Genomic DNA, 20,076 nt, shown 5'->3' with positions numbered 1-20,076 from the left:
ATTGCCTTCACGCACCCGGCACCGGCCCGCACGCCGCGGGTCAGGTGCCGGCGTGCCGAGCATCGCGCGCTTCGCGGATGCCGAGCAGAATCTCGTCGAGCAGCGCGATGTCGAACGGCTTCGACAACACCCGCACGTTGACGGTACGCGTGCGGTCGAGTTCCTCCGCATATCCCGTGACCAGGATCACGGGGAGCTTCCCTGGCCGCTTGTCGATCGCTTCGGCCAGATCGATGCCGTTCAGGCGGCCCGGCATGTGGATATCCGAGATCACCAGATCGAATGCGTCGTTCGCGGCCGCGCCCTCGATCAGGCGCAACGCTTCGTCGGCGGTGGGTGCGTAGGTGACGCGGTGCCCGAGCAGCGTCAGCAGCGCTTCGGTGCCGGCCGCGACTTCGCTGTTGTCTTCGACCAGCAGCACATGCAGGCCGGTGTGCGCGGCGGCGTCGTGCGAGACGGGCTGCGAGCGGGCGACGATGTCCTCGGCGCGAGCGCGCGGCAGATAAAGGCGCACCGACGTTCCGGCGCCGACCGCGCTGTCGATCGTCGCGAGGCCGCCGGAGCGCTCGCAGAACGCGAACACCTGCGGCAGCCCGAGGCCGGTTCCCATCCCCTGCGCCTTCGTCGTGAACAGCGGCTCGAACGCGCGCGCGAGCACCTCGGGCGCCATGCCCGAGCCCGTGTCGTCGAGCGAGATCTGCACGAAGTCGCCGATCAGCGGAAAACCGTCCTCGCGGCGCAGCGTGACGTTGCGCGCGCCGACCGTGAAGCGGCCGCCGACGGTCATCGCATCGCGCGCATTGACGGCGAGATTGATCACCGCGAGCTCGAGCTCCGCGACATCGACCCGGATCGGCCACACGCCGGGCTCGATCGCGACGACCAGCGACGACTTCGAACCGAGCGACGTCTTCAACAGTTCGCGGCACGTGCCGAGCCACTGGCCGACGTCGATCGTCTCGTTGTGCAGCGGCTGCTTGCGCGCGACGCCGAGCAACTGCCGCGTGAGCGATTGGCCGTTCTTCAGTGCGCGCTCGATCGCGCCGAGTTCCTTGTCGAGATGCTGGACGCCGCGTCGCCGCGCGATCTGCACGTTGCTCGAGATGATCATCAGCAGGTTGTTGAAGTCGTGCGCGACGCTGCCGACGAGATTGCCGAGTGCCTGCATCTTGCGCGACTGCCGGTAGGCCGATTCGATCGAGCGCCGCATCGACGCTTCCGCCTGCCAGCGATCCCAGGCCTCCTCTTCCGCCTTCAGCCGCTTCAGCGACAGCCAGATCACCGACCACAGCGCGACGGACGGCGCGAACATCGAGATGAACAGCACGCTCAGGTGTTCGTACCATTCATGCCAGATCGCGGAGGTGCGGTACGCGCAGGTCACGTATACGGGATAGCTGCCGACCTGGCGATACGCGACGATCTCGCTGGCGCCGTCGTGGCGCACGCGCACGACGCCCGCGCGCGGATCGTTGCGCGCGTTGCCGAACGTGGCCGTGAGATCGGTGTGCGCGAGCGACGGCGGCGGCGGATACGACGCGATCACCGCGCCGTCGGAGCGCGCGAGCGCCATCGTCATCGGCGTGGCCGCGCCGCCGAGCAGGTCGCGGTAGAACGCATTGAAATACGACGACTTCAGTGCGATCGATACCATCCCGGCGAATGAACCGTCGCTGTGGCGTCGCGCGACGCCCGTGTTGAACACGGGGATGTTCTCGAGCTTGAGTGGGCCCATCATCAGCTTCGAGATGTGTTCGATCACCTTGCCGTCGCGGATGCCGGCGAAGTCGTCGCGATACGCGATCGACGCATACGGCGCCGGATAGTAAAGGCTGTTCGCGAGCAGCATCCCGCTCGCGCCGAAGATCGACACCGCGGCCACCTGCGGATAGCCGCCGCCGATCGTGTTCAGCGCTTCGTGGATGTCGGATTCCTGGCGGCGCACGGTGGCGTCGTCCATGTCCTGCACGAGGTCGACGATGCGCGCATCGAGCGTCTCGCTCAGGTCGAACACCTTGAGCGCATGCTCCTCGGCGACGCGCACGGTGCGCATCGTCACGTCGCTCGCAGCGGCCTCGCGCGCCTGCAGATCGTTGTACGCCATGACCGACACATAGATGCACGGCAGCACGATCGCCGCGACCAGCAACACGATCAACGTCACGCGCCTGACCGCGAAATCGTGCTCGGGAGCGCCGGACGCATAGTTGCCGTCGTCCTGCCAGTCGTCGGCGGGTGGTGAGGCGGGCGGGCTGGTGTCGGCAGGACGTTCGGACGTCATCGAGGGAGGCGGGCCAGGCAGAGATGTTCAATCATAAACGAGTTGCGCCTGCTCGCCGTGCCGGCGCATGGACGGACAACCTGATGATTCCGACAGGGGCAAATGAAAGTTTGAAAACGCTATGAATCCGGCAGCGCAAACGTACACAAGGAAAAATTTTGCGTGCTTATCTCGAAAATGGTCTGGGCTGTTTTCGGAATGCGGGGAGATCGAATCGATTTTGTTCGAAATGGTGAAAATGGCGAGTTGCACTACCTTCGGTTTACTCAGAGAATCGCGCCTTGCTTTCCCTATGACAGATATATGCGCCCGCCGGCGTTCGCGGCGCGGTGTGTCGCGTGCCTCGCGCCGCGACGCCCGCATGCGGCCGCACGGTGGTGCCCGCGCTTGATTGCATGGCGCCTCAAGAAGGGCGCCGCGCGGTCGTTAACGCGAGAGAGACCATTCCGTATACCGCTTCGCCGCCATGCCTTTGCCGATCGTGATCGCCGACGACTCCTTGCTCGCTCGCAAACTTCTGACAAAGGCACTGCCGGGAGACTGGGACGTCGACGTCGCGTATGCGGCGAATGGTCGCGAGGCGCTGGCGCTCTATCGTGACGGCAAAGCTTCCGTGATGTTTCTGGACCTGACGATGCCCGACATGAACGGCTATCAGGTGCTCGAGACACTGCGCCACGAAGATCTGAACACGTTCGTGATCGTGGTATCCGCCGATATTCAGCCGCAGGCGCAAGCACGCGTGCGCGAACTGGGCGCGATCGCATTCGTTGCCAAGCCCGTGACGTCGGAGGCGTTGCTGCCCATTCTCAAGGAGTATGGGTTGTATGCCTGAATCGGTGTTCACGGCGGAGCAACGCGACGCGTTGCAGGAGATCGCCAACCTCGCGATGGGCCGCGCCGCCGCACGGCTCGCGCTGCTGCTCGGGCATTTCATCGAGCTGTCGGTACCGCGCGTGCGCGTCGTGAAGGCCGCCGATGCGGGCGATGCGCTGCGCGAGATGACCGGCATTCACGAGAACGTGACGGCCGTGCGCCAGGGATTCCGTTCCGACATCAAGGGCGAGGCGATCGTGCTGTGCCGCAGCGCGGGCGTCGCGCGGCTCATGTCGTTGATGGACCGCACGTTCGGCGACGGCGTGTACGCCGGCATGGCCACGCAGGACGAACTCGTGTTCGATGTCTCGAACGTGCTGATGAGCGCGTGCGTCTCGTCGATCCTCGACGAACTCGGCCGCAAGCCCGTGTTTTTTCCGCCGGGGCTGCTCGGTGCGAACGTGTCGTTCGAAGACGTGTTCCAGCCGAATGCGCTCGCGTGGAGCGTCGCGCTGCTGCTCGAAGTGAACTTCGGCCTCGAGGATCATGCATTCCGCGCACATTTCGTGATGCTGATGGCCGAGGATTCGATCCGGCTGATGGGCGACGCGCTCGACGCGTTGCTGTCCGCGCTATGAACGCGACGACCACCGCCGCCCCGTCGCTCAGCGACCTCGTGATCGAACGGGTGGGCTTCGGCCTGTTCGTGCTCGATCGCGCGATGAACGTGCTGATGTGGAATCGCTTCATGCAGGACCACAGCGGTATTCCCGCTGCCGACGTGATCGGCCGCAACCTGTTCGACCGCTTTCCGGAACTGCCGCGCGCGTGGCTCGAACGCAAGCTCGAGAGCGTGTTTCAGCTCGGCAGTTTCGCGTTCAGCTCATGGGAGCAACGGCCTTACCTGTTTCGCTTCGAGCACGACCGCCCGATCACCGGCGGCGTCGATTACATGCAGCAGGACTGCACGTTCATGCCGCTCACGCGCGGCCGCGAAGTCGAGGCCGTGTGCGTGACGATCTCGGACGTCACCCACGTGAGCGTGATGCAGCGCGAGCGCGAGGAGGCGGTCGCGAAGCTGCGCGAGCATGCGAACCGCGATGGCCTGACCGGCATCGCGAACCGGCGCTTCTTCGAAGCGCGGCTCAGCGACGAGTTCGCGCGCTGGCAGCGCTACGGCGGCGACCTGTCGATGCTGCTGTTCGACCTCGATCACTTCAAGACGATCAACGACCGGTTCGGGCATGCGGTCGGCGATGCGGTATTGCGCGAGACGGCGCGCCGCGTCGCGTCGATCGTGCGCGCGCAGGATACGTTCGGCCGCTTCGGCGGCGAGGAGTTCGCGCTGCTGCTGCCGTGCACGAATCTCGATGAGGCGATGCGAGTGGCCGACAAGGTGCGCGATGCGATCAGCAGCACGCCGGTCGATGCGGAAGGCGTCAGCGTGCCGGTGACGGCGAGCGTCGGCGGCGCCTGCGCGACGGCGGGCGCTGCGGCGTTCGACGCGCTCGTCAACGAGGCCGACACCGCGCTTTATCGCGCGAAGCGGCTCGGGCGCGATCGGTCGGTCGCCTACGGATAACTGACGCAGCACCGCTCGCTCGTCGCCCCTCGCCGCGCGATGCGTGCGGTGCGCGCCGTTCAGCTCTTCGCGATATCCGCGAGCACGCCCGCCAGCACGGCCGGTTGCGACACGAACGGCGAATGGCTGCTGTCGAGCTGATGCACGTGCGTCGGGTTGCCGGGCACGAACGCGTCGGCTTCGTCGATGAAGCGCTGCTGCAGCGCGGGCAGGATCACGCGATCCGCGAGGCACTTGATGTAGTGGCGATCGATCGCGCCCCAGCGCGCGGCGGTCGTCGGGATCGCCGTCGCGAACGGCGCGGCGGGCACGTCGCAGGTCATCAGGTTCGCCACTGCCTCGAAGTCGGCCTGCGGCGCGTCGTCGTACAGCGCGCGCTTCGCGAGCGCGCGATACGCGGGATCGCCACTGCGCGGATCGATGCGCAGCGCGCCCGCGACACGCGGGCTCGCGAGCATCAGCGGACCCAGCATTTCACCCTTGTTCTCGGGCGCACGCACGTAGTCGAGGCCCGGCACGCCGGACGCGGGCATGAACGCCGCGAGATAAACGATCTTCGCGATCTTCTCCGGCGCGCGCTCCGCCGCGGCCGTGATCGCGAGGCCGCCCATGCTGTGACCGACGAGCACCACCTTGCCGCGGCCGAGCGCATAGGCGTCGTCGACGGCCTGCATCACCTGCGTCGCGTAATCGTCGAGCGTCGTATTCGCGACCGGCGACGGCTCGGCGCCGAAGGCGTCCGCGTCGAGCGGCCGTTCGAGATAGGACGCGGGAAAGCGGGCATTGATGCCGTGTGCGGGCAGGTCGCGCGCGATCGACAGGTAGCCGCGCGCGGCCAGCGCGGCCGCGACGTGCGCATAGCACCACGCACCGTGCCACGCGCCGTGCACCAGCACGAAAACGGGATGGTCGGAGGGGGCGGCGGCGGTTACGTTCGTCTCCATGGTGTCCGTGTTTTTTTCGAGAAGGATGTTCATCTTAGACGAAGCTGCGCGCGTCCAAGCATGCACGCGCGGCCCGACCGTGCGCAGGCGCATGCCGGTTGTCGCGATGCGGCCCTTTTGTCTCGTTCAGGCCACATTTCGTCTCGATCTGATTTGAATTTGTGCCGAAGCGCGCTAAGTTGGCGCTTTGCTACCGACTGCGTCCCATGAACGTCGACTATCTCTTCTACCGGCGGCCGGACAAGCCCGGCCCCTATTCGCTCGACGACCTCGGCGAGACCGCGCCGCCGATCGGCGCGAGCGACATGGTGCGCGCGGGAATCGCGCGCGTGTTCGAGCAGATCGACTGGCACGAGTCGCCCGACGTGCCGGGCGCGTGGTTCGGCACCGGCGGCCCGTCGTTCCAGTTCACGGCGGAGCCCGACGGGCGCGTGACGAGCTTCATGGGTTCGCGCCTGGAGCGCCGTTCGATGCTCCAGCTGACCCGCGAAATGGGACTCATCGCGCTCGATCTGCAGCGCGACATCGTCTACGGCTGACGGGCGGCGCGACGCCGACCCCGCCGCGGCCGTCCACGCCGGCCCGCCAGCCTCGGGGCGGCCCGCCTGGCACGGCGCGTGTCCGCCATCGAACTTCAAAGATTGCTATACTTTCGCCCAATTCCGGCTTCCGGCCGGTAATTTGTGCCTGTCTGCGTCGATCGTTCGCATATCTCGCACGCATTTGACGCCCTGACCAACCCAGCCGGGCATGGCTTCTTCAATCGCCCCGCGTGGGTGTCTCCGTGGAGCTCGTCTTGGCCGTTTCCAATCTCGTCGTGGACGAACAAGAAACCGACGCCGCTGCCGTCACATCGGGCAGTTCTTTCTATCTGGCGATGCGCATCCTGCCGGCGGTGCAGCGCGACGCGATGTTCCAGGTCTATGCGTTTTGCCGCGCAGTCGACGACATCGCGGACAGCGACCTGCCGCGCGCCGAGCGCAACGCGGGCCTCGATCGCTGGCGCGCCGACATCGACGCGTGCTTCGCCGGCCAGCCGCCGCGCCATCTGGTCGCCCTCGAGCGCGAGATCCGCGCATTCGACCTGAAGCGCGAGGACTTCCACGCGATGATCGACGGCATGGCGATGGACGCCGCCGAGGACATCTGCGCGCCGGACGAACCGACGCTCGACCTGTTTTGCGATCGCGTGGCGAGCGCGGCCGGCCGGCTGTCGGTGAGGATTTTCGGGATCCCGGAGGCGGAGGGCATCGCGCTGTCGCACCACCTCGGCCGCGCGCTGCAACTGACCAACATCCTGCGCGACATCGACGACGACGCGGCGATCAATCGCTGCTACCTGCCGCGCGAGCTGCTCGCGCGCGAAGGCATCGCGATCACCGATCCGGCGACGATCGTGCGCGACCCGGCGCTGCCGCGCGTGTGCGCGACGCTCGTCGAACGCGCGCTCGAGCACTTCCGCGCGGCGGACGCGGTGATGGACACGTGCACGCGTGCGCAGGTGAAGGCGCCGCGCATCATGTCGGGCGCATACCGCTGCATTCTGGACGCCGCGATCGCGCGCGGCTTCGCCGCCCCGCGTGCGCCGCTGCGCAAGCCGAAGGCGCGCATGCTGATGATCGCCGCGCGCTACGCGCTGTTCTGAGCCGATGCCCAGAACCGTCCACGTGATCGGTGCAGGACTCGCGGGCCTGTCGGCTGCCGTCGAGCTGCAACGCCGCGGGCGGCGCATCGTGCTGCACGACGCGCATGCGCATGCGGGCGGCCGCTGCCGCTCGTGGTTCGACGGGACGCTGAACACGACGCTCGACAGCGGGCTGCATCAGGTGTTCGCCGGGCAGTCCGCAACGCAGCGCTATCTGCGTGCGATCGGCGCGGCCGACCAGCTCGCGGGGCCCGCGCTGCCTGAATATCCGATGGTCGACGTCGCGTCGCAGCAGCGCTGGACGCTGCGCTTCGGCAACGGGCGCTGGCCGTCGTGGCCGTTCGATGCCGCGTCGCGTGCGCCGGGTACCACGCCGCTCGACTATCTCGCGCTGGCGCCGCTCGCGTTCGCGCGCACCGGCCGCTCGCTCGCACAGACGATGCGATGCGACGGCGTGCTGTGGGATCGTTGGCTGCGACCGCATTGCCTCGGGGTGCTGAACGTCGAACCGCGCCACGCGAGCGCCGAGCTCGTGCGCACCGTGCTGGGCAGCGCGTTCGCCGCGGGCAGCCCCGGGTGGCGCCCGCTCGTCGCGCGCCATGGGCTCGGCAGCGCATTCGTCGAACCGGCGCTGCGGATGCTGCAGCACGGCGGCGCGCAGATCCGCCTGAACTCGCGGCTCGATGCGTTCGAATTCGGCGCGCACGGCAACGCGATCGACGCGGTCGCGATCGGCGGCGAGCGCGTCGATCTCGCGCCGGGCGACGCGGTCGTGCTGGCCGTGCCGCCGGAGGTTGCGCAACCGCTCGTCCCGGATCTCGCCGCGCCCGACACGTTCAGCGCGATCGTGACCGCGTATTTCGCGGTCGACACACCGGCCGGCAGCCCGCTGCAGACGACCGTCGTCAACGGCGTCGTCGATGCGGTCCGCACCGGCGGCGGTTCGCTCGCGGCAACGATCCGCGACGCGGGCCGCTGGCTCGACATGCCCCGCGATGTGCTCGCGCGGCGCATCTGGGAAGACGTCGCGCGCGTGACCGGCGCGAACCCGGAAACCCTTCCCGCGTGGCAGCTCGTCGTCGAGCCGCGCGCGGGGTTTGCGGCGGTGCCGTCGCAGGAAATGAAACGTCCGGCCGTGCGTACGCGCTGGACCAATCTCGTGCTGGCGGGCGACTGGATTGCCACCGGCTTGCCCGCCACGATCGAGGGCGCGATCCGTTCCGGCCAGCTGGCCGCGGACGTGCTCCAGACACAATAAGAGAGGGACCGATGAACGATCTCACCGATATGGCTACCCTGACCGCCGGCACCGTGCCGGCCGGGCTCGACGCGGCCGTCGCCAGCGCGACCGACGCGCTGCTGGCCGCGCAGAACGCGGACGGACACTGGGTCTACGAACTCGAAGCCGATTCGACGATTCCCGCCGAATACGTGCTGCTCGTCCACTATCTCGGCGAGACGCCGAACCTCGAGCTCGAAGAGAAGATCGGCCGCTATCTGCGTCGCATCCAGCAGGCCGACGGCGGCTGGCCGCTGTTTACCGACGGCGCGCCGAACATCAGCGCGAGCGTGAAGGCGTATTTCGCGCTGAAGGTGATCGGCGACGACGAGAATGCCGAGCACATGCAGCGTGCGCGGCGCGCGATCCACGCGATGGGCGGCGCCGAGATGTCGAACGTATTCACGCGGATCCAGCTCGCGCTGTACGGAGCGATTCCGTGGCGCGCGGTGCCGATGATGCCGGTCGAGATCATGCTGCTGCCGCAGTGGTTCCCGTTCCACCTGTCGAAGGTGTCGTACTGGGCGCGCACCGTGATCGTGCCGCTCCTCGTGCTGAACGCGAAGCGCCCGATCGCGAAGAACCCGCGCGGCGTGCGCATCGACGAACTGTTCATCGACCCGCCCGTCAACGCCGGCCTGCTGCCGCGCCAGGGCCACCAGAGCCCCGGCTGGTTCGCGTTCTTCCGCGTGGTCGACCACGCGCTGCGCGCGGTCGACGGCCTGTTCCCGAGCTACACGCGCGAACGCGCGATCCGTCAGGCCGTGTCGTTCGTCGACGAGCGCCTGAACGGCGAGGACGGCCTTGGCGCGATCTATCCGGCGATGGCCAACGCGGTGATGATGTACGACGCGCTCGGCTACGCGGAAGATCATCCGAATCGCGCGATCGCGCGCAAGTCGATCGAGAAGCTGCTCGTCGTGCACGAGGACGAAGCGTATTGCCAGCCGTGCCTGTCGCCGGTGTGGGACACGTCGCTGGTCGCGCACGCGCTGCTCGAAACCGGTGACGCGCGTGCCGAGGAAGCCGCGCTGCGCGGGCTCGACTGGTTGCGCCCGCTGCAGATCCTCGACGTGCGCGGCGACTGGATCTCGCGCCGCCCGAACGTGCGGCCGGGCGGCTGGGCGTTCCAGTATGCAAACGCGCACTATCCGGACGTCGACGACACGGCCGTGGTCGTGATGGCGATGGACCGTGCGCAAAAGCTCAAGCAGACGGATACGTATCGCGAATCGATGGCGCGCGCGCGCGAATGGGTCGTGGGCATGCAGAGCAGCGACGGCGGCTGGGGCGCGTTCGAACCGGAAAACACGCAGTACTACCTGAACAACATTCCGTTCTCGGATCACGGCGCGCTGCTCGATCCGCCGACCGCGGACGTCTCGGGCCGCTGCCTGTCGATGCTGTCGCAACTCGGCGAGAGTGCGCTGAACAGCGAGCCGGCCCGTCGCGCGCTCGACTACATGCTCAAGGAGCAGGAGCCGGACGGCAGCTGGTACGGCCGCTGGGGGATGAACTACGTGTACGGCACGTGGACGGCCCTCTGCTCGCTGAACGCGGCCGGCCTGACGCCGGACGATCCGCGTGTGAAGCGCGGCGCGCAGTGGCTGCTGTCGATCCAGAACAAGGACGGCGGCTGGGGCGAGGACGGCGACAGCTACAAGCTCAACTATCGCGGTTTCGAGCAGGCGCCGAGCACCGCGTCGCAGACGGCCTGGGCGCTGCTCGGCCTGATGGCGGCCGGCGAGGTGAACAATCCGGCCGTCGCACGCGGCGTCGAATACCTGATCGCCCAGCAGAACGAAGAAGGCCTGTGGGACGAGACGCGCTTCACGGCGACCGGCTTCCCGCGCGTGTTCTACCTGCGCTATCACGGTTATCGCAAGTTCTTCCCGCTGTGGGCGCTCGCGCGCTATCGCAACCTGAAGCGCGCCAACGCGACGCGCGTGACGGTCGGGATGTAACGCGTGACGACGGTGCAGCACAACGGCACGTTGCCCGTCATCGCCGTTACGGGGATGGCTTTCGAGGCACGCATCGCGCGCGGTCACGGCGTCGAGGCCGTGTTCGCGGCGCGGGCCGACCGGCTCGAACGCGCGCTGGCGGATGCGACCGCGCGCGGTTGCGCGGGCATCGTGAGTTTCGGTACGGCGGGCGGGCTCTCGCCCGATCTCGCGCCCGGCGCGCTCGTGATCGCGGACGCGATCGACGGGCCGTTCGGCCTAGTGAAGACCGATCCGGGCTGGAGCGCGCGGCTCGTCGCCGCGCTGCACGACACGCCGGTGTGGGCACGCGTGACGCGCGGCACGATGGCCGCGGTCGGCGCACCGGTGGTCAGCGAGCAGGAAAAGACGTCGCTGCATCGCACGAAGGGCGCGCTCGCCGTCGACATGGAGTCGCATATCGCCGCGGCCTTCGCGGCGTCGCGCGGCGTGCCGTTCGCGGTGTGCCGCGCGATCGTCGACCCTGCGTGGCGCACGCTGCCGCGCGCGGCGACGGCCGGCTTGCGCGACGACGGCAGCACCGCGATCCTGCCGATCCTGCGCGAGCTGCTGAAGCAGCCGTCGCAGCTCGGCCCGCTGCTGCAGGTCGCAGGCGACGCGCGCGCGGCACGCACGACGCTGATCCAGGCGCGGCACGCATTCGAGCGTGCGGGCGCGATGCGGATCGCCTGAGCGGCGCTCGCCGCTTTCCCGCTGCTCTTCTCCCCTCCTCTTTTTCGTTCCGCGGACGCGCAAAAAAAGAGCGCTGCATCATGCAGCGCTCTTCGGCTTGCGGGTGGATGTCGCGTTACTGCGCGGCCGGCCCGCTCGCGGGCACCGTCGGCATTGCCGGCGCGATCGGTGCGCCGTTTGCTGCGGGCGCTGTCGTCGCTCCGGCCGACGCAGCGGCCGGCGCCGCTGCAGGCGCACTCGCAGGCGTCGCACCGTCGGCACCCGGATCGTCGTACTGCGGCAGCCCCGGCGCCGCCGGCGCATTGTTCGGCGCCGTGCCCGATGCGCCGCCCGCGTCGCCCGGATCCTCGTAGTTCGGCAGACCCGGCACGGTCGGCGTGCCCGCCGGCACCGCGCCCGATCCGCCCGGCTCGATGTAGTTCGGCGGCGCGGCCGAAGCCGACTGGCCGCGATACGTCAGCGACTTGCGCTGCTGCAGATACGCATCGCGGACGAACGAATATGGATCGAGCGCCGCCTGCTTCAGCAGATCCGTCGCGCCGAGCAGGTCCGAACGCGCGCTGATGAACTGCGCGATGTACATCGGATTGCGGGCGGCCGGCTCGATGTAGTTGAGCAGGTTGAAGCGGACGTCCACCGCGCGGCCGACGCCGTCGCGGATCGTGCTCGGCCCGAACACGGGCAGCACGAGGTACGGGCCGGACGGCACGCCCCAGCGCGCCATCGTCAGCCCGAAATCCTGATGATGCTTCGGCAGCCCGGCCGGTGTCGCGATGTCGATCAGGCCGGCGACGCCGAACACGGAGTTCATCGCCACGCGCATCAGATCCTGCGTCGCATCGGTGATGCGCAGCTGCAACAGGTTGTTGGCCATGTTGCCGAGATCGCCGAGGTTCGAGAAGAAGTTGCTGATCGCGGTGCGCATCGGCGTCGGCGTGATCTTCTGGTAGCCCTTCGCGATCGGCACGGCGATGTTCGTGTCGACCGTGTCGTTGAACTTGTACATCGCCCGGTTCATCGGCTCGAGCGGGTCGTTGGGATTGCGGTTCGGGCCCGTCGCGCAGCCGCTCAGCACCGCGCTGGCAGCGACGGTCGCCGCAATGATTCGCACCTTGTTCATTGGTTCCTTGGAATTGGTTCTTTGGCGCGTTTGACGCGCGGTTTGCCCATCAGGACGGGCTGAAACACCACGGCGCCGATCAGGGTGCAGGTCAACGCCAGCGCAAGCAGCTTGCCCATGCTCGACGTGCCCGGATGATGCGACAGCCACAGGCTGCCGAAGGCGGTTGCCGTCGTCGCAGCGCTGAACAGCACCGCGTGCGTGAGGCTCGAGTGCAGCAGGCCCGTCTGGCCCGCGCGCCACGCCATCACGAAGTACACCTTGAACGCGACGCCGACACCGAGCATCAGCGGCAGCGCGATGATGTTCGCGAAGTTCAGCGACATGCCGAGCACGACGCACATCTCGAGCGTGACGAGCCCCGACACGAGCAGCGGCACCAGCGTGCGCAGCACGTCGCCGAAGCGGCGCAGCGTGATCCACAGCAGGATCGTGATCGAGAGGATCGACCACAGCGCAGCGTGCAGGAACGCGTTGATGATCGTGTCGGCCGAATGCAGGATCGAGATCGGGCCGCCGATCGCGCTTGGTTCGGCGGCCTTCACGGCCTTCGCGAAGCGGCGCAGCATCGTGTCGTCGTTCGGGTCGACGCCCTTGGGCACCTTCGGCGAAATCTGCACGAGCGCGTGGCCGTCCGGCGCGATCCAGTCGCGCACGAGCTGCGGCGGCAGCGATTCGCGCGTGACGTCCTGCGGCTGCAGCAGCGTCGCGAGCTGATCGAGCGCGATGCGCAGCGTGTCGGAGAATGCGCGCTCGGCGCGATCGCGCGTCGCGCTGTCGGCGGCGGCGAGCTTCGCGATCGATGCGGACAGATGTTGCGCGGCGGCCGCACCGGGCCCCGGGTGGTCTTCCGCCGCGTAGCTCAGCAGGTCCGACACGCGCTTGAGCGCGGCGACGCGCTGCGCGTCGGTCGCGGCCGGCGCGGCCGGCTGCGTGAGCGCGGGCAGCAGCTCGTTCGCGGCCGCGGCGATCGCCGCGCGCTTGGCCGGCTGGTCGGCCGGCACGAAGGTCGACAGCGTCGTCGTGCGGCCGACTTCCGGCAGCGCGTCGAGGCGCTTCGCGGCGGCGTCGGCCTCGGCGAGCGACGGCGCGAGCAGCGTGACGTCGTTGACGGCCGCTTCGGGCGAATCCTTCAATGCGAGCAGCGTCGCCATCGATTCGCTGTTCGGATCCTTCAGGTGCAGCGGATTGAAGTCGAAGTGCAGGAATGCGAGCAGCGGCAGCGCGCCGATCACGACCGCGAGCGTGCCGATCAGGATCGGCTTGCGATGGCGATCGAGGAAGTCGTCGACCGGCGCGAGCCACGGAAAGCCCGGCGTCTTCGATTCGCCCGGCGGCGCGAACAGGCGCAGCAACGCGGGCAGCAGCGTGAGCGTGGTCAGCAGCGCGACGAACATCCCGACGCCCGCGATCAGGCCGAGCTCGGACACGCCGCGATAGGCCGTCGGGATGAACGAGAAGAAGCTCGCCGCAACCGCCGTGGTGGCCAGTGCGAGCGGCATGCCCATCGAGTGCGCGGCGCCGATCAGCGCGTGATCGATGCGCGGATCGCGGAAGCGTTCCTCCCGGTATTTCACGCCGTACTGGATCGAGAAGTCGACGCCGAGGCCGACGAACAGCACCATGAACGCGACCGAGATCATGTTCAGCGAACCGACCATCGCGAGGCCGAGCGCCGCGGTCACGACGAGGCCGACGAACAGCGTGACGAGCACCGAGCCGATCATCCGCTTCGAGCGCAGCGCGAGCCACAGGATCACGAGCACGGCGAGGAGCGTGAGCGCGCCGTTGAGCGCGGCGCCGTCTTCCACCGATGCGAATTCGTCGTCGGCGAGCGGTTGTTCGCCGGTCATGCGCACGACCGCGCCGTAGCGTTGCTCGAGGCCGAGCGCCTTCGCCGTGTCGCGGATCACTTCGGTCGTTGCGGCACCGGCCTTCAGCGCGCCATAGTTGACGACCGGCTGCACCGTGACGAACGCGCGGGCCGGCTGGCGGGCGGCATCGCTGTCGACCAGCCCGCGCCACGAGAACGCGGCGGGCTTGCCGGCCAGCACGTCGTCGACCGTCGCGGCGCTGCGCGCGAGCAGCTTCGCCATCGCGGGCAGCTTCACCTGGCCGGTCAGCAGCGGCTGGCCGAGCGTGGTGGACAGCGTGGTCGCGAGCCCGGTCAGGCTCGGGTTCTTCGCGAGCTCGTTGACGAGCGGCCGCGCGCTCGCGAGCTGCGTCGTCGTGTCCGACACTTCCTGCGGCGACAGGAACAGCAGCCCGTTGTGCTCGAAGAACGGGCCGCCGCCGGGTTCGGCGACCTGGCCGATGCGGCCGGCGTCGGCCTGCTTGCGCAGGGCGTCGGTGAGCGCATGCGCGGCGGCGGTCGCAAATTCGGGTGCCGGGGCCTCGACCACCGCGAGGATCGTGCCGTTGCGTTGCGGGAAGGCCTTGTCGACGGCCCGGCTGAGCGCGGCCCACTGCGGTTCCGCGTCGACGAGCTTGCTGATGTCCGTATTGATCTTGAAGTGCTGCGCGACGTAGACGCCGCTGAAGGCGGCGACGACGAGCGACAGCACGACGACCCAGACGGGGCGGCGTACCGACCATGCAACGAGTCGGACGATGAGAGATGTCACCATGTGGCGGTGGGAAGGGGCTGGCAAGGACAAAGCAACGAGTATACCGGCGCAGCGTGGCGTGGGTCGCGACGTTGAAGCGTAAAGGGGCGGGAAGGATATTTGCTCCGCAGCGCAGGAATCGGCGCGCGGTGCCCGCCGATTTGTATGGGGATACTTACATAACCGGCCGGAATGGCGCCACGGCGGGGCCTGTGACAAAAGGGGTTCAAAGGTAACAGTCGGTCACCGCGCGGCAGGCCGGCCGCCGGGCCGCTATACTTCGACCCACCGGCCGATGCCATCGATGCAATCCGCCGGCCGTTTTTTCTCATCGAGTGCGATATCCGTATGAAACGTCATCTGTTTGCTTTCGTCGCCGCCGCCGCCGTGTCGGTTTCCGCTTTTGCGCAGAGCGCACCCGTCGACATCGTCCGCAATGCGGTCGAAGGCACCGTCAACGCGATGAAGGCCGATCCGGCCGCGCGTGGCGGCGACATGGCGAAAGTCACGCAAGTCGTCGAACAGCGCTTCCTGCCCGCGACGAACTTCGAGCGCACGACCCGCATCGCGGTCGGCGATGCCTGGAAGCAGGCGAGCCCGCAACAGCAACAGGAGCTGTACAAGCAATTCAAGCTGCTGATGACGCGCACCTATGCCGCGTCGCTCGCGCAGCTCGGCGGCCAGGACGCGAAGTTCTCGTTCAAGGCCGGCGGCGCGTCGGGTGCCGATGCGCTGGTGCAGTCGACGGTCACGACGCCGGGCGACAGCCAGTCGGTCGGCTATCGCCTCGGCAAGGTCGGCAACGACTGGAAAATCTACGACATCGACATGTCGGGCGCGTGGCTGATCCAGGTCTACCAGGGCCAGTTCAAGAGCCAGCTTGCATCGGGCGGCATCGACGGCCTGATCGCGTATCTGCAGAAGCACAACTCGCGGACGAACTGATCGCCGTCAGCCGGCCGGCTGCTCGGCCGGTCGGCATGCATCAAGGGCGCCTTCGGGCGCCCTTTTCGTTGCGGGCGCGGGCCGGCGGCGACAGGTTCGGAACGGCGCAACGCCGGTGTCGGAGGCGCTACCGCCGCCGATGCTCGACCGCGAACTTGATCAGCTCCGCCTGCCCTTCGATCTCGAGCTTGCGCTTCAGATTGAGCCGGTGCGTTTCCACCGTGCGCACCGACAGCCCCGTCTGCTGCGCGATCTGCTTGCTCGACAGCCCTTGCGCCAATGCATCGAGAATGTCGCGTTCGCGCGGCGTCAGGCGGTCGAGCGGCGACGCGGCCGCGCTCGCCTGGATCATCCGCGCGGCGAGCCCTTCGCTGAAGAACGTCTGCCCGGCGAGCACCGCGCCGATCGCGCGCACGATCTCGCTTGCGGGCGAGTCCTTCAGCAGATAGCCGCTCGCGCCGGCGCGCACCGCCTGCGTCACGTATTCGACGTTGTCGTGCATCGACAGCATCAGCACGCGAATCCCGGGAAAGCGCTCGTGGAAGACGCCGGCCAGCGTGATGCCGTTCATCCCGTTCATGCCGACATCCATCAGCGCGAGATCGGGTTCGAGCGACGCGGCGAGCGCGAGCGCCTCGTCCGCGTTGCCGGCTTCGCCGACCACGGACAGGTCGGCCGCCTCGAGCCGCATCCGCAGGCCGTCGCGCACCAGCGGGTGATCGTCGACGAGCAGCAGTCGGGCGGCGGGCCGGGTGATGTCGGGGGCGCTCATGGGCAAATGTCTCCGGTGATGGGCGCGTGCTCAGGCGACGCGCAGCGGCACGCGCGCGGCCACGACGGTGTGGCCGACCTGCGACGTGATCGTCAATGTGCCGCCGAGCGCGTCGAGGCGCTCGCGCATGTTGCGCAGGCCGATGCCGCGGCGCGCATCGGTCTGTGACCGCTCGGCATCGAAACCGCAGCCGTTGTCGGCGATGGTCAGCGTGGCCGAATGCGCGCCGACGTCGAGCGTGACGGCCGCCCGCGACGCCTGCGCATGATGCACGATGTTGCTGAGTGCTTCCTGCGCGATCCGGAACAGCGCCGTGTTGACGGGCGCGGGCAACGGCCGCGCGCCGCTGTGCGCCACCTGCGTATAGCCGATGTCGATGCCGCTTTCGGCGCCGAGCTCGCGCACGAGCTGTTCGAGCGCGGCCGCGAGGCCGAGATCGTCGAGCATCGCCGGGCGCAGCGCATGCGAGATGCGACGCACTTCGCGCAGCGTGTCGCCGAGCCGTCCGATGCCCGACGCAAGCGCCTGCTCGGCTTCCGGCATCCGCGCCGCGCCGCGCTCGAAGCGCGCGAGCGCGGATTCGAGCATCAGCTTCGCGGACACCATCATCTGGCTGATCCCGTCATGCAGTTCGCGCGACAGCCGCTCGCGCTCCTGCTCCTGCGATTCGACGACACGCTGCGCGAGCTGCTTGAGCTTCGCGTCGGCGCTGCGCGACTCGCTGACGTTCAGCACCAGCGCGCAGACGGCGATCACCGCCGCGCCGGTCAGCGCGATCGCGGTGAGCCAGCTCATCGTCCGCTCGATGTTCGCGGACGCGCGCGCGTCGATGCGTTGCAGCGCGGTGTCGACGTCGTCCAGATAGATGCCGGTGCCGACCATCCAGCCCCAGCGTTCGAGCGCGACGACGTAGCCGAGCTTCGGCGCGGCCTTGCCGGTCGACGGCCGTTGCCACGTGTAGCGCACGTAGCCGCCGCCGTGCGACGCGGCGCCGATCAGTTGCTGGATCGTCAGCGCACCCTGCGGGTCGCGCATCGACCAGTAGTTGTGGCCGACGCGCTCGGGCTCGCGCGGATGCATCAGCGCATTGCCGTGCAGGTCGTACACGAAGAAGTAGCCGTCGGGGCCGAAATCCATCTTCTGCAGCATCGCGAGCGCCTGCGTGCGCAGCAACGCGTCGTCGCGCGCGTTGCGGCCGCTCGCGTCGTACAGCGGCATGATCGCGCTCGTCGCGAGTTCGACGTAATGCTTGAGCTCGACTTCCTTGCTCGACAGGTAGGCGGCCTGGATCGTCGCATGCTGCGTGCGCGCGAGCGACGTCGCTTGCTGCCGCACGCCGAAGCCGATGCCGGTGATCGCGAGCAGGAACGGCACGATGGCCAGAAGGAAAATCTTTGCCTTGAGTCTCATGGTGGTGTGAAGCGGGCGCGGGCGGGCCGGCGCCCGTGTGGCGCGGCGGCGCGGCGAGCCGACATTGTCGGCGATTTCGCCCGCAGGCGGCGCGGCGGCCTGCCGCCGCCCCGTCGTGGCTCAGGCGCGCCGCGGCGTGCGCTCGACGCACGCGGCCGTCTGCACGACGACGCGGTTGCGCCCGCGCTCCTTCGCGCGGTACAGCGCGTCGTCGGCGAGCTTCAGCGCGGCCTGGATGCTGTCGCCGCGTTCCGGATAGCAGGTCGCCACGCCGACGCTTGCGGTCAGGCGGTCGGACGAACCCGTGGCGTGCCGGATGCCGAGATCGAGGATGCCGGTGCGGATCGCTTCGGCGATCGCGACGGCGCCGGGCGTGTCGACGTCGGGCAGCACGACGACGAACTCCTCGCCGCCGTAGCGGGCCGCATAGTCGGCCGGGCGCCGCAGGCAGCCGGCGATGCAGCGGCCGACCGCCGCGAGCGCGTCGTCGCCGGCCTGGTGGCCTTGCGTGTCGTTGTAGCGCTTGAAGTGATCGACGTCGACGAACAGCAGCGACAGCGCGTGCTGCGAGCGTGCCGCGCGGCGCCATTCGCGCTCGAGCGTGACGTCGAGCATGCGGCGGTTGTCGAGGCCGGTGAGGCCGTCGGTGCGCGCGAGCGCCTGCAGTTCCGCTTCCGCGCGGTGACGCTTGCGCAGCTGCACGTCGAGCAGCAGCGACAAGCCGACGAAGCCGAGCGCGAGCATGACCATCGCCGAGCCGATCGGAATCGCGCGGTCGTACCACGCGGCATAGGTGTCGGCTTCCGAGCGCGCGACCATGATGATCAGCGGCAGGTTGTCGAGATGCCGGAACACGTACAGGCGCCGCACGCCGTCGATCGACGCGGTGTCGGCGAAGCTGCCTTCGTTCGCGGTCATGAAGTGCCGGAACGTGCTGGCCTTGCTGATGTCGCGGCCGACGATCGCCGGATCGTACGGCTTGCGCGCGACCATCCGGCCGTCGGTGTTGATCAGCGCGACGGAGCCGCGATCGCCGAGCGCCAGGCGCGAGAACAGGTTCTGGAAATATTCGAGGCGGATCGACATCACGGCAACGCCGCCGAACGATCCGTCGGGGCGCGTGATCCGCCGGCTGAGCGCGATGCTCGGCGAGCCGCCGCGCAGCCGCGAACGATACGGATCGCTGACGTACAGGCCGACGTTCGGGTTGTCGCGATGCACCGTGAAATACGGTTCGTTGCCGAAGTTGGCCTTGCGCGGCACGTCGCTCACGCCGTCGACCGCGATATCGCCGTTCGCATCGAGCACGTAGATGCCGCCGAGGTATTTGGCCGTCGTCGCGCGGTCGAACAGCACCTGGCGGCGCAGCGACATCGGCAGCGCGGCGACAGCGGGATCGTTCGAGCCGTCGACGACCGCCTGCAGCGACAGCGAATAGATCTCGATGTTGCGCTCGATGTCCCACGACGCCATCAGCGCGATGTTCTGCTGGGTGGTGCGCGCGCGATCGCGTGCGTCGATGCGGCCTTCGTACAGCACGATCGCGCACAGCAGCAACAGGAGCAGCGCGATCAGCAGCCCTGAATAGAAGATCAGGTGCGGCAGCAGAAACCGGCGAAATTGCGCGGCGATACGGCCCGTGAGGCCGGATTCGCTGGGCATTGCGTAGTCGGTTTCTGCCATGGTCCGTGGATCGATGTGCATCGCCGCCGGGCGGCGGGCCGATGCGATTGTTCGTATGATTTGTCGGCGGCGATCGGGTATGCGGTCTCCAATGCGCATCCCGTCCGATCCACCGGAGGAACCGGAGCCGATCATCGATGATTGCGGCCGGATAAACCGCAGGAATCACGCCATTCACCGGACGATTGGCCGCGATTCGACGATCCGACGAATTCGGCGGCGCGGATTGATCCGAGTATAACGCGCGTATTTGTCTGCGCGGAGAATGTCGCGGGCCGTTGATCCGGATCAATTTATTGTCGTGGCCGCTACTTGCCA

Annotated in this window: 15 protein-coding genes and 1 pseudogene; 9 read left to right on the top strand and 7 right to left on the bottom strand. The window is 68.3% G+C overall.

Translation table 11 applies throughout. The features are described from left to right. Positions 1 to 40: 40 nt before the first annotated feature. Entirely contained in the window at positions 41 to 2,281 is a 2,241-nt protein-coding gene (locus HW466_RS06100) for a hybrid sensor histidine kinase/response regulator (protein ID WP_059448846.1), read from the bottom strand. Positions 2,282 to 2,747: 466 nt separating this feature from the next. Between HW466_RS06100 and HW466_RS06095 the strand changes: the two genes are divergently transcribed. Genes HW466_RS06095 through HW466_RS06085 form a run of 3 tightly spaced genes read left to right on the top strand, consistent with a single transcriptional unit; the run spans position 2,748 to position 4,679 of the window. Continuing rightward, the gene (locus HW466_RS06095) at positions 2,748 to 3,116 is read left to right on the top strand and encodes a response regulator (protein ID WP_040138947.1); all 369 of its coding nucleotides are present in this window, start codon (positions 2,748 to 2,750) and stop codon (positions 3,114 to 3,116) included. Beyond that, the gene (locus HW466_RS06090) at positions 3,109 to 3,735 is read left to right on the top strand and encodes a chemotaxis protein CheC (RefSeq protein ID WP_059448847.1); all 627 of its coding nucleotides are present in this window, start codon (positions 3,109 to 3,111) and stop codon (positions 3,733 to 3,735) included. The genes HW466_RS06095 and HW466_RS06090 overlap by 8 nt, the downstream gene beginning before the upstream one ends. Then, the gene (locus HW466_RS06085) at positions 3,732 to 4,679 is read left to right on the top strand and encodes a GGDEF domain-containing protein (RefSeq protein ID WP_151003130.1); all 948 of its coding nucleotides are present in this window, start codon (positions 3,732 to 3,734) and stop codon (positions 4,677 to 4,679) included. The genes HW466_RS06090 and HW466_RS06085 overlap by 4 nt, the downstream gene beginning before the upstream one ends. Before the next feature lie 59 nt (positions 4,680 to 4,738). Here HW466_RS06085 and HW466_RS06080 read toward each other — a convergent pair whose 3' ends face one another. Then, complete coding sequence (locus HW466_RS06080; protein WP_059501679.1) at positions 4,739 to 5,623, bottom strand: alpha/beta fold hydrolase; 885 nt, start codon at positions 5,621 to 5,623, stop codon at positions 4,739 to 4,741. A 206-nt stretch (positions 5,624 to 5,829) separates the two neighbouring features. Between HW466_RS06080 and HW466_RS06075 the strand changes: the two genes are divergently transcribed. The 5 genes from HW466_RS06075 to HW466_RS06055 all read left to right on the top strand — a co-directional run bounded on the left by HW466_RS06075 (position 5,830) and on the right by HW466_RS06055 (position 11,222). After that, positions 5,830 to 6,162 carry a hypothetical protein gene (locus tag HW466_RS06075; protein ID WP_059448849.1) on the top strand — a complete coding sequence of 111 codons (333 nt, stop codon included), beginning with the start codon at positions 5,830 to 5,832 and terminating at the stop codon, positions 6,160 to 6,162. Positions 6,163 to 6,419: 257 nt separating this feature from the next. After that, positions 6,420 to 7,268: a presqualene diphosphate synthase HpnD gene (gene hpnD / locus HW466_RS06070; RefSeq protein ID WP_059543521.1), complete on the top strand. Its 849-nt coding sequence runs from the start codon at positions 6,420 to 6,422 to the stop codon at positions 7,266 to 7,268. A 4-nt stretch (positions 7,269 to 7,272) separates the two neighbouring features. Then, positions 7,273 to 8,526, top strand: a complete 1,254-nt coding sequence (hpnE, locus tag HW466_RS06065) for a hydroxysqualene dehydroxylase HpnE (RefSeq protein ID WP_151006298.1) — start codon at positions 7,273 to 7,275, stop codon at positions 8,524 to 8,526. An 11-nt stretch (positions 8,527 to 8,537) separates the two neighbouring features. Beyond that, positions 8,538 to 10,511 carry a squalene--hopene cyclase gene (gene shc / locus HW466_RS06060; RefSeq protein ID WP_059772572.1) on the top strand — a complete coding sequence of 658 codons (1,974 nt, stop codon included), beginning with the start codon at positions 8,538 to 8,540 and terminating at the stop codon, positions 10,509 to 10,511. A 54-nt stretch (positions 10,512 to 10,565) separates the two neighbouring features. After that, positions 10,566 to 11,222: a phosphorylase gene (locus HW466_RS06055; RefSeq protein WP_060118678.1), complete on the top strand. Its 657-nt coding sequence runs from the start codon at positions 10,566 to 10,568 to the stop codon at positions 11,220 to 11,222. A gap of 115 nt (positions 11,223 to 11,337) precedes the next feature. Here the strand turns inward: HW466_RS06055 and HW466_RS06050 are convergent, their stop codons facing one another. Together HW466_RS06050 and hpnN are read right to left on the bottom strand one after the other, a co-directional pair. Then, positions 11,338 to 12,342 carry an MlaA family lipoprotein gene (locus tag HW466_RS06050; RefSeq protein ID WP_174905539.1) on the bottom strand — a complete coding sequence of 335 codons (1,005 nt, stop codon included), beginning with the start codon at positions 12,340 to 12,342 and terminating at the stop codon, positions 11,338 to 11,340. Continuing rightward, positions 12,338 to 14,969: pseudogene (gene hpnN / locus HW466_RS06045) on the bottom strand (hopanoid transporter HpnN); the annotation flags it as partial. The pseudogene hpnN and the gene HW466_RS06050, both read right to left, overlap by 5 nt. 327 nt (positions 14,970 to 15,296) lie before the next feature. On the opposite strand from hpnN, the gene HW466_RS06040 reads away from it, so the two are divergent. Then, positions 15,297 to 15,893 carry an MlaC/ttg2D family ABC transporter substrate-binding protein gene (locus HW466_RS06040; protein WP_059448852.1) on the top strand — a complete coding sequence of 199 codons (597 nt, stop codon included), beginning with the start codon at positions 15,297 to 15,299 and terminating at the stop codon, positions 15,891 to 15,893. Between the two features lie 127 nt (positions 15,894 to 16,020). Here HW466_RS06040 and HW466_RS06035 read toward each other — a convergent pair whose 3' ends face one another. The 3 genes from HW466_RS06035 to HW466_RS06025 all read right to left on the bottom strand — a co-directional run bounded on the left by HW466_RS06035 (position 16,021) and on the right by HW466_RS06025 (position 19,758). Continuing rightward, the gene (locus HW466_RS06035) at positions 16,021 to 16,665 is read right to left on the bottom strand and encodes a response regulator (protein WP_059501306.1); all 645 of its coding nucleotides are present in this window, start codon (positions 16,663 to 16,665) and stop codon (positions 16,021 to 16,023) included. A gap of 30 nt (positions 16,666 to 16,695) precedes the next feature. Continuing rightward, positions 16,696 to 18,075: a cache domain-containing protein gene (locus HW466_RS06030; RefSeq protein ID WP_147956701.1), complete on the bottom strand. Its 1,380-nt coding sequence runs from the start codon at positions 18,073 to 18,075 to the stop codon at positions 16,696 to 16,698. A gap of 120 nt (positions 18,076 to 18,195) precedes the next feature. Next, entirely contained in the window at positions 18,196 to 19,758 is a 1,563-nt protein-coding gene (locus HW466_RS06025) for a sensor domain-containing diguanylate cyclase (RefSeq protein ID WP_151006234.1), read from the bottom strand. Positions 19,759 to 20,076 lie beyond the last annotated feature (318 nt).

Origin of the sequence: Burkholderia territorii (assembly GCF_902833055.1) — a bacterium.
In the GTDB taxonomy this organism is placed as follows: domain Bacteria; phylum Pseudomonadota; class Gammaproteobacteria; order Burkholderiales; family Burkholderiaceae; genus Burkholderia; species Burkholderia territorii.
This window is presented reverse-complemented; position numbering and strand designations above follow the sequence as displayed.